Source organism: Megasphaera hutchinsoni (genome assembly GCF_001553405.1).
GTDB classification, from domain to species: Bacteria; Bacillota; Negativicutes; order Veillonellales; family Megasphaeraceae; genus Megasphaera; species Megasphaera hutchinsoni.
Map to the genome: position 1 here is coordinate 159408 of NZ_KQ960955.1, position 9937 is coordinate 169344.

Sequence of the window (9937 nt, forward strand, 5' to 3'; positions counted from 1 at the left end):
AACTACTGTAACACCACCGATGTTTCATCTAACAACGCCACTAACGCTTGACGTAAAGATACCGTCGGCGTAACCCAATACACGGAAGAAGCAATGATCGTTTTCTTACTCCCGACTAAATAAAAATACACTTTTACCGTTCCCGGATGTTGCTGTAAAACCCTAAGAATTTTATCACTTAATGAAGATTGTTCTAATTCCGCAGGAATTTTAAGGAATAATTTTTCACCTGCTTCGCCCGTTTCCGTACGCCACACTTCTTGCTGCCGTTCCACCTTGCCAGACGCTTGTTTGCGTTCCTCTGCATATACTTGCTCCTGTTGTGCTAAAGGCACCAAAGAATTAGCTAACATTTGCACCGAATTATCAGCTACATCGACACTCCCACGAATAGCTACCGCCTGATCCTCTACCAAGATACCTGCACATTGACGATACACTTTAGGAAAAACAACAACGGTCATACTATGTGTATAATCTTCAACCGTCAAAATAGCCATCATCTCATTTCGTTTCGTCATCACTTGCCTTTTTGTCGTAATTAATCCACCACAAACAATTTCTTTACCGTCATACGAAGACGCCTCTTCTCCATATAATCGTGAAAACGGAACCAATGTTTTCATGATTTTTTCATACCGATTCAACGGATGTCCACTAAAATAAAATCCATCGTATTCTTTTTCCATCGCCAATATCTCTTCCATGGAAAACTCATCAATCGTTGGATACGTAAGTTCCAATACAGATGCTTCCGCATTGTCTTCCTCACCAAAGTCAAATAAGTCTAATTGCCCGGAATCGCGATCTTTTTGCTTTGATGCCCCCATCGCCATCGCTTGATCCAATACATATAATAATTGTGAACGATATTTTCCAAACGAATCCATCGCGCCACAACGAATCAAACTTTCGAGGGCACGCCGATTGACCACATGATTATCAACACGGCTACAAAAATCACTTAACGATAAAAAAGGTCCCCCCTTATCTCGCTCACGCACAATCAAATCAATAGCATTTTCCCCTACATTTTTCACGCCGGATAAACCAAAACGAATGCTCCCATCAACAACAGAAAACGTAGAAACACTCGCATTAACATCAGGACATAAAACAGGTACGCCATGGTGACGACATTCACCTATATAATAACTAATTTTAGACACATCATTGATCATACTCGTCATCGTCGCCGCCATTAATTCTGCTCGATAATGAGCCTTTAAATACGCCGTTTGCCAAGCTACATACGCATATGCTGCCGAATGTGATTTATTAAACCCATATCCCGCAAAATACACCAGTAAATCAAATACCTTATTAGCAATTTCATCATCAATATGATTGGTCCTCGTTCCCTGTAAAAAACTTTCACGCTGTGCTTTTAAAATACTTTCTTTCTTTTTCCCCATGGCACGCCGCAATAAATCCGCTTGCCCTAACGAAAAGCCTCCCATAGATGAGGCAATTTGCATAACTTGCTCTTGATATAAAATAACCCCATACGTGTCCTTTAAAATTGGTTCCAAAAGAGGATGTAAATACGTTACTTCTGTTTCTCCGTGACTCCGTTTAATAAAATCTTCGACCATACCACTACCTAACGGACCCGGTCTATATAAAGCAACCAAAGGAATCATATCCTCAAAATGCTTCGGTGCCAACTCTTTAACTAAAGCCGTAATACCATCCGACTCCATTTGAAAGACACCGGCCGTATCACCCACGGTTAATAATTGACAAGTCGCCGGATCATCTAAAGGAATATTATTGATATCAATATCGACATAATGATTTTCTTTAATAAGCCGCAACGTATCGCTAATAACCGTCAATGTACGCAAACCTAAAAAGTCCATTTTAAGCAGCCCTTGCTCTTCAATTAAATCCTTATCATATTGTGTCGTTAAATACCCTTCTTTCGTATATTGCAACGGCACATAATCATCAATAGGGGCCGCTGAAATAACGACTCCCGCTGCATGTGTCGATGGATGCCGTACCAACCCTTCCAATGATTTACCTAACTCAATCCAACGGTGAACCTGTTCATTACTCGTATAAACAGCTTTAAAATCAGCACTTGTTTCTAACGCTTTTTGCAACGTAATACCCAACTCATTAGGAATCATTTTAACGACACGATTCACTTCACTAAGGGAAATATCCAATACTCTTCCCACGTCACGCATAACCGCCTTAGCTGCTAATGTACCAAACGTAATAATCTGAGAAACATGATCTTTACCATATTTTTCAGTGACATAATCAATAATACGGCTTCTATTTTCATAACAAAAATCCATATCAATATCAGGCATCGTAACTCGTTCCGGATTTAAAAACCGTTCAAACAAGAGATCATATGCCAACGGATCTAACCCCGTAATCCCAAGCAAATATGCAACTACCGAACCTGCTGCCGAGCCTCTTCCGGGACCAACCGCAATCTGATGATCACGAGCAAATTTCACATAATCCCAAACAATCAAAAAATACGAAGGAAATCCCATTTTAGAAATAACATCCAACTCATATGCCAACCGTTGCCGCACTTTCTCCGTAACGGGATGATATTTTTGCGTTAACGCCTCTTCACAAAGCTTTTGCAAATAAGACGCATCTGTTTCCCCCTCAGGCACAGGAAACGCTGGCAAATGACGTTGAGAAAAATCAATCTCCACATTACACTTCTCAGCAATTTCCAATGTCGTATCCAAGGCTTCGAGCATATCGGGAAACAACTCTGCCATTTCATCATATGACTTCATATAAAAAGAATCATTGGTAAATCGAAAATGATTCGGATTATTCAGCGTATCTCCCGTAGAAATACACAATTTAACCTCTTGAGCCGTTGCATCTTCCTTTTCCAAATAATGGTAATCATTTGTTGCCACCAATTTAAGCCCATATCGAGGTGCCCACTGTTTAAATGTGTCTCGTACAATCTTTTCTTCGGGTAACCCGTGATTATGCACTTCTAAATAAAAATCATCCTTACCAAAAATACCTACCAACCGCTCTAATGCTTTTATAGCACCTTCCTCATCATGATTTAAAATATCTTGTTGAATATGTCCTTCGATACACGCACTAAGAGCAATAACCCCTTCATGATATTGTTCCAACAACTCATAATCCACACGTGGCTTGTGGTAATTATTAACACCCTCCGTATATCCCTTAGAAACAATCTTCACCAAATTATGATATCCCTGCGTTGTTTTTGCTAATAAAATAAGATGGCATAACCGTTCCCTTGTCTTTTTTTCAAAACGACTACCACGGGTCATATAAATTTCACACCCAATAATCGGTTTAATGCCTTGTGCTTTTGCCTCTTTATATAAATGCATTGCCCCATATAAATTCCCATGATCCGTAATCGCAATAGCTGGCATATTCATATCCTTTGCCATTTGTACCATACGGGGAATTCGACATAAACCATCCAATAAACTATATTGTGTATGCACATGTAAATGGACAAATGGTTTCATTCTCATTCCTCTTTTCTTCATATACCTATTCATTATTTATTATACCACAGGAACATCCATTTTATTGCAAATCATATTCACCTTATAGTCCCCCTCATTGACAAATATACATGTATTTGGTAATATAATGAAGTCAACGGGACGTGGCGCAGCTTGGTAGCGCGCTTCCTTGGGGTGGAAGAGGTCGCGAGTTCAAATCTCGCCGTTCCGACCAAAAAAAGGTTCGTAACATAGTTACGAACCTTTTTTTTATACCCGTTATTACGATACTTGCTTTTTTTGCCTATACAATTGTTGTAATGCTTCTTCTCCCGCTTCAATAGAAATAAACGGATTATCAAAAATCACGCCCAATTTTTCTAATTCAAAACGGCACGTCACAATAGGTGGAATCGCAATATCATAAACCTTATGCCTATACATATAACGTAATGTCTGCTCTACCGTGCCATCACTCACAACACGCCCCTTATCCAATAAAACCAATCGATTAGCATAAGGTAATACACTATTTAAATCTTGTTCAACAACAATAATCGTATGTCCATAAGTCACATTTAACGTATGTAACAATTCATAAAAAGCCTTCGTCCCTTCCGGATCTAACGCCGATGTCGGTTCATCTAACACGAGAATTTCCGGATTCAATGCCAAAATACTAGCAATAACTAAACGTTGCCGTTGTCCCCCTGAAAGATTAGCCAATGTACGTTTACGATATCCCGACAACTGTACCTTTTCTAACACATCATCAATAACCTGATTAATCTTATCGACAGCAACACCATGATTTTCTAACGAAAATGCAATTTCCTCTTCCACCGTCATTGCCACCAACTGACTATCATAATCATCTAACATATAGCCAACTTTACTTGATAATTTAGAAATTGTCGTCTGCGTTGTTGCCACGCCATCAACAAAGACCATCCCATGCATAACGCCCCCACAAAAATGGGGAATAGCCCCTGTCAACGCCTTGCATACAGAACTTTTACCACTTCCCGATGCACCCGTAAGAACCAAAAAATCACCTTTCTGAATAGTAAACTGCACATCTTGTAAAACGGGCGTTTTTTGACGATTATAAATATACGATACATGTTCTAGTGAAATAAGACCCTCTTGTGTCGGTTTTAACACTAATTGACTATGATCAGATGCCTTCTTTTCGACCTGTGCCGTGTCCAACAATCCCCGGGATACAAATAAGCGCAAGGCAGGAAAATATAATACCGGCGTAACTAACGCATTTAATACACCAACAATGGCAACTAAAGGAATCATCCCTGTAAAATATACAACCATAGGTAAATTCATCACAACTTTTAAAATAGAAACAAATACCAGGCCACTCATAAATGTACCAATAAAACCGCAAAGACTGGGCAATAACGATTTACCTTTAATTTGTGCATGCGGCAAACAATGAACTAAAAAGGTACACGTCAATGCCCCAACGGGTTCACTCAACAAATTGCCATAAGGAAATCCCGATTTAGACGTTAACATATTAATTAATGCAGCGACTAAACCAATACCTAATCCTTGTTTATATGAAGGACGCGTCAAACAAATAGCCACTCCATATGCAGCAGTAGACCAATTAGGCGTGACCCCACCAACGCTCGGTGAAACAAGATGCAAAATCGTTCCTACAGCTAATAATAACGTAGATATTGTAATCCACCGAAACTGACCACCTTGACGATGTTGAAATTCTAATGTTGCCATATCTTTTACTACTTGCATACCCTTTCCTCCTATACCTGTCCCTGCATACGTAGGTAAACCATCCCTACACTTACAGCTACCATCACAACCACTAATATATAATCCCGACTAGTTAATCTCACATTACTCATAAACTGATGTTCCGTACTGCCAAAGCCCCGCAACTCCAAGCTCAACGCCATTGTTTCTGCACGCCCTAGCGACTTTAATAACAACGGCTGTACTACACTCATATATTGAATTGACTTTTTAAACACATTTCCCGTAGATACCAATCCACGACAAGACTGTGCTTCCTGTACATACTTACTTTCCGCGATAAAATCAGGAACAAAACGAAGTGCCGCCGTAAACATAAAAGCATATTCATAAGGAATACGCAATTGCGTTACCAATGAAGCAGTCAAATCTTGTAAACGTGTCGTTGTCAATAAAATAATAAAGATGATCGTCATCGCCAACATACGTAACCCCGTTACATAAGCAGATACCAACGAACCGCCACCTAAATATTGCACCACCCCTAGAAAAACTGCAAAAATCACTAAACTAAATACGGCTTTTCCATTCTGTCGCAACTGTCCGCTAATAAGTAACAAAATAAGCTCTAAGATAACCCATCCCACAAGAGGCCCTGGCGTATGCATAACCAATGCACAAAAAGAAAAAGCAAACGTAGCAATTAACTTACTCAAAGGCACAAATCGTTTCATTACACATTACCTCCTATATATTGGCTCATCTTCGCGGTAAACTCCCGCATGGTCCTGCAATATCCCACCGCTGGCACCGCCAACGAAAGGCGAACACAAGCAGGTCGCCGCAACCCCAACGAATACAACTCCTCACATGTCGTAAATAACGCTTCTGGCGTACCATCAAAACGGATCCCCCCAGCACCCAAAGCAATCACGCGCTGACAATATTCAGCAATAACATCCATATCATGCGTAATCAAAACAACCGTAATTCCCTGCTGATGTACCTTCTGCAACAATTCCATTAATCGCTTTGTCGATGCCCTATCCTGACCGCTTGTCGGTTCATCCAACACGACAAATTTCGTTTTCATCGCCAGTGCTGAAGCAATAGCAACCCGCTGTTTCTCACTGCGATTCAAATTCAGTGGATAGGCCTCGGCAACCTCAGAAAGTCCCGTTTCTCGTAACGCTTCAGCTACCCGTGTTTGTTGCTCTTCTTCCGTCAAATGAAGCTGTTTCACCCCATACGCAACTTCTTCACGTACAGTTGGTCGAAACATCTGCCGCTCAGGATTCTGAAACACATATCCAATAATACGGCTTCGCTCTGCTGGAGACCACGTAGTAATATTCTTCCCTTGGTAATATATAGACCCCTGTTGCGGTTTTTCTAATCCCATTAACAATCGTGTAATCGTTGTTTTACCACTACCATTTCTTCCACATAAAGCAATACATTCACCCTCATGAATTTGTAATTGTAAATTTGATAATACAGAGGCTCCTTTGTCATAAGCAAAAGAAATATTTCTCATTTCCAGCATCTCATTTTCTCCTTTCCATACAAAAAAAGCCTTTCATCCCTATTGGGACGAAAGACTCATCAACTTCCGCGGTACCACCCACATTAACGCCGTGCGTTCACTCTACATGTACGGCCGAAGCGATACACGGTTCTTTTTTAACGATGGAACAACACCGGCTCACCCTACTCCTACCGTTTCAGGCTGCATCTCTCGAATCCATTCCCCATACGGAGCAGGGCCGAACTTACACTACCATCGGCTCGCTGTACCCGTCACTGTATGTATACTCGTTTCGATCATCGACATACTATAATTGCTGTTGTTATTAGTATACGCAAAAAAAAATATTTGTCAAGTATTTTATATTATAAAAAACACAAACTTTTTTATCTATTTATCAATTGACAAATACACGTATAATGGTATAATAAATGCAACATCAAAATAGATACGCTTTTATCCAGAGTGGTGGAGGGACTGGCCCGATGAAACCCGGCAACCGATAACGACGGTGCTAATTCCTGCGGAAGAGATTCCGAGAGATAAATTACAGTTACCTCTTTCTCTTCACGGAAAGAGGATTTTTTTATTGGATAACAAAAGCGATCCCGATGAAAAAAGGAGGAAATATAATGAAAAAAAGAAATCGTTTTGCTACACTTGCAGCCACCGCACTCGTTGCCTTAGGATTGCTGGTATCTGGCTGTGGCAGTACAACCAATGAATCTACCGCTAAAGGAACCGTGACCGTGACCGTAGGTGCTACACCTGTACCACATGAAGAAATTTTAAAAGAAATTAAACCGTTACTCGAAAAAGAAGGAGTAAACTTAAAAATTGTAGAATTTACAGATTACGTAAAACCTAATTTATCCCTACAAGATAAGGAAATTGATGCTAATTTCTATCAACACACCCCTTATCTTGATAAATTTAATGAAGAACGTGGCACTACATTAAAAGCCGTTGCCAAAGTACATATCGAACCTATGGGTATCTATTCCCATAAAATAAAAGATTTAAAAGCCGTAACAGACAACAGCAAAATAGCTATTCCAAATGATCCCACAAACGGTGGTCGTTCGTTATTATTGCTCCAAAGTGCAGGCTTATTAAAATTAAAAAATGGTGGTTCTGTTACCTCGACCTTGCAAGACATTGTCGAAAATCCACATCATTTAAAATTCGTTGAACTCGATGCAGCCCAAGTTCCACGTGCTATTGATGACGTGACCCTCGCTGTAATAAACACCAACTTTGCTATTCCCGTAGGCTTAAATCCATTAAAAGATGCGTTGTTCTTAGAACCAAAAGATTCGCCATACGCAAACATTTTAGTGGTTCGGAGCGGTGATGAAAATCGTCCAGAAATTCAAAAATTAATCAAGGCCTTACAATCCCCAGAAGTGAAAAAATTTATTGAAACGAAATATAAAGGCGCTATTCTGCCAAGCTTTTAATATCATCATAAAACAGGTACCTGTTAACGGTACCTGTTTATCATTACAAAGGAGTTTTACCATGTCAGTAAAAAATAAAACTACATTCTCACTTGAAGTCTTCCCTCCAAAAAAAGAAATGCCCCTCGCCTCCGTTTATCCCACCCTTACCGAATTAAGTGTACTACATCCTGATTTTATCAGTGTAACTTGCGGTGCTCAAGGAACGGGAAGTAATCGTACCGCCGAAATTGCAGCTACCATAAAAGAGCAATTTAATTTAGAACCCGTTGCCCATCTTCCGGGCATCTATCTGACAAAAGAAGAAGTGTGCAATACCCTCAAAGAATTGAAAAAACATCGTATTCATAAAATCCTCGCTTTACGCGGTGATATGACCCCGGAAAAAGAACCTGCCCATGACTTTGCTCACGCCAGTGATTTAATCCGCTTCATCAAAAAAGAATCCCCCGATTTTCATATTATCGGTGCTTGTTATCCTGAAGGACATGTTGAATCAAAACGTCCCGCCTTAGATATTATTCACTTAAAAGAAAAAGTAGATGCCGGGGCCTCTTCTCTCATCTCACAATTATTTTTTGATAACACCTTATTTTATCGCTTTTTAGAACGGTGTGAAATTGCATCCATTCATGTACCCATTGCTGCCGGTATCATGCCCGTAACCAATAAAAAACAAATTGAACGCATGGTATCCCTCTGTGGTGCTACCTTACCCCTACACTACCAACACCTCATCGCCAAATACGGCGATAATCCTGTTGCCATGCGTGATGCTGGCATCGCCTATGCTATCGCCCAAATTATTGATCTTTTAGCCCATGGCGTCGATGGCATTCATGTATATACCATGAATAATGCCTATATCGCTCAAAAAATAGCCGATGCCATTCGCACCTTATTATAAATCCTCAAAAAAAGGACAGGGAAGCATATCTCTTCCCTGTCCTTTTTGTCTACCCAAAAAGAGGCTCCATCGGAGCCTCTTTTATCACGCCTTACTTAACTTGTCTTGCCATATTGGTTTCATCCATTTGTTGTACTTTATGTTCCAATGCGACAATATGACGTTGCAACGTTTCGATAACACGATACAATTCTTGCGTAGTCGGTGTTGATGTTGCCATCTTTTCATGCACCGTTGCTGTGCCAACCTTAATGCTAACACCTACGTTATATGCCACTTCATCACCAACAGTACTCCCTGCACTGATGAGAATATCTCGTGTCGGACGATAGAATAAGCCCATAGCCATCGCATTTTCGCCCTTATATACACCAGTAGAAGCAGCTATGCTGAATTTAGCCGTACCATCATCAACAGGATGTAATCCTGCTAAGGCCGCCGCACGAGCGCCCACTTTCTTGACATCCGACTTAACCGCTTGAGCAGCTTGTACCGCTTCATTCACTTTAGCTTCCATGACATCAACTTTATGTCCCATGACTACGATAGCCTGCTTGTTCTTTTCAATATCTTGCTTATTCGTGATAATCTGTTGTTTTGATTCCTCTGACAACGTTGAGCCTGAACCACCTTGTGTCGTACCAGAATCACCGCTACCCGGCTGCGCCGGATCTACCTGCGGTTTAGGCGGCTGCGGATCCGTCTTCCCTCCCGGTTCGCTGCCGGGCTGCCCCGGATCTACCTTTGGTTGAGGCGGCTGCGGTGCCGGCGGCGGGGTGACAGTAGCATTCGGATCCAACGTCTTTAACGCCGCTTCCGCCTG

7 protein-coding genes, 1 tRNA gene and 1 riboswitch are annotated in these 9937 nt (G+C 40.9%); of the genes, 3 read left to right on the plus strand and 5 right to left on the minus strand.

The window, feature by feature from the left end; all coding sequences use genetic code 11:
• Nucleotides 1-2: 2 nt before the first annotated feature.
• Nucleotides 3-3506 carry a DNA polymerase III subunit alpha gene (locus HMPREF3182_RS07300; RefSeq protein ID WP_062486623.1) on the minus strand — a complete coding sequence of 1168 codons (3504 nt, stop codon included), beginning with the start codon at nucleotides 3504-3506 and terminating at the stop codon, nucleotides 3-5.
• A 137-nt stretch (nucleotides 3507-3643) separates the two neighbouring features.
• On the opposite strand from HMPREF3182_RS07300, the gene HMPREF3182_RS07305 reads away from it, so the two are divergent.
• Nucleotides 3644-3720 (plus strand) — tRNA-Pro (locus HMPREF3182_RS07305).
• Nucleotides 3721-3767: 47 nt separating this feature from the next.
• Here the strand turns inward: HMPREF3182_RS07305 and HMPREF3182_RS07310 are convergent.
• The 3 genes from HMPREF3182_RS07310 to HMPREF3182_RS07320 are packed head-to-tail and all read right to left on the minus strand — an operon-like array spanning nucleotide 3768 to nucleotide 6765.
• Nucleotides 3768-5258 carry a tryptophan transporter gene (locus HMPREF3182_RS07310; protein WP_062486626.1) on the minus strand — a complete coding sequence of 497 codons (1491 nt, stop codon included), beginning with the start codon at nucleotides 5256-5258 and terminating at the stop codon, nucleotides 3768-3770.
• 11 nt (nucleotides 5259-5269) lie between these two features.
• Complete coding sequence (locus HMPREF3182_RS07315) at nucleotides 5270-5953, minus strand: energy-coupling factor transporter transmembrane component T family protein (protein ID WP_062486630.1); 684 nt, start codon at nucleotides 5951-5953, stop codon at nucleotides 5270-5272.
• Nucleotides 5953-6765, minus strand: a complete 813-nt coding sequence (locus HMPREF3182_RS07320; RefSeq protein WP_062486633.1) for an energy-coupling factor ABC transporter ATP-binding protein — start codon at nucleotides 6763-6765, stop codon at nucleotides 5953-5955. Before HMPREF3182_RS07320 ends, HMPREF3182_RS07315 begins: the two co-directional genes overlap by 1 nt.
• Before the next feature lie 435 nt (nucleotides 6766-7200).
• A riboswitch (SAM riboswitch) is annotated at nucleotides 7201-7296 on the plus strand.
• Between the two features lie 83 nt (nucleotides 7297-7379).
• Between HMPREF3182_RS07320 and HMPREF3182_RS07325 the strand changes: the two genes are divergently transcribed.
• The gene (locus HMPREF3182_RS07325) at nucleotides 7380-8207 is read left to right on the plus strand and encodes a MetQ/NlpA family ABC transporter substrate-binding protein (protein ID WP_062486636.1); all 828 of its coding nucleotides are present in this window, start codon (nucleotides 7380-7382) and stop codon (nucleotides 8205-8207) included.
• Nucleotides 8208-8268: 61 nt separating this feature from the next.
• Entirely contained in the window at nucleotides 8269-9114 is an 846-nt protein-coding gene (metF, locus tag HMPREF3182_RS07330; RefSeq protein WP_007391886.1) for a methylenetetrahydrofolate reductase [NAD(P)H], read from the plus strand.
• 91 nt (nucleotides 9115-9205) lie between these two features.
• Here the strand turns inward: metF and HMPREF3182_RS07335 are convergent.
• Nucleotides 9206-9937 (minus strand): YadA C-terminal domain-containing protein (locus HMPREF3182_RS07335; protein WP_206445565.1); only part of this gene is annotated, 732 nt, incomplete at its 5' end.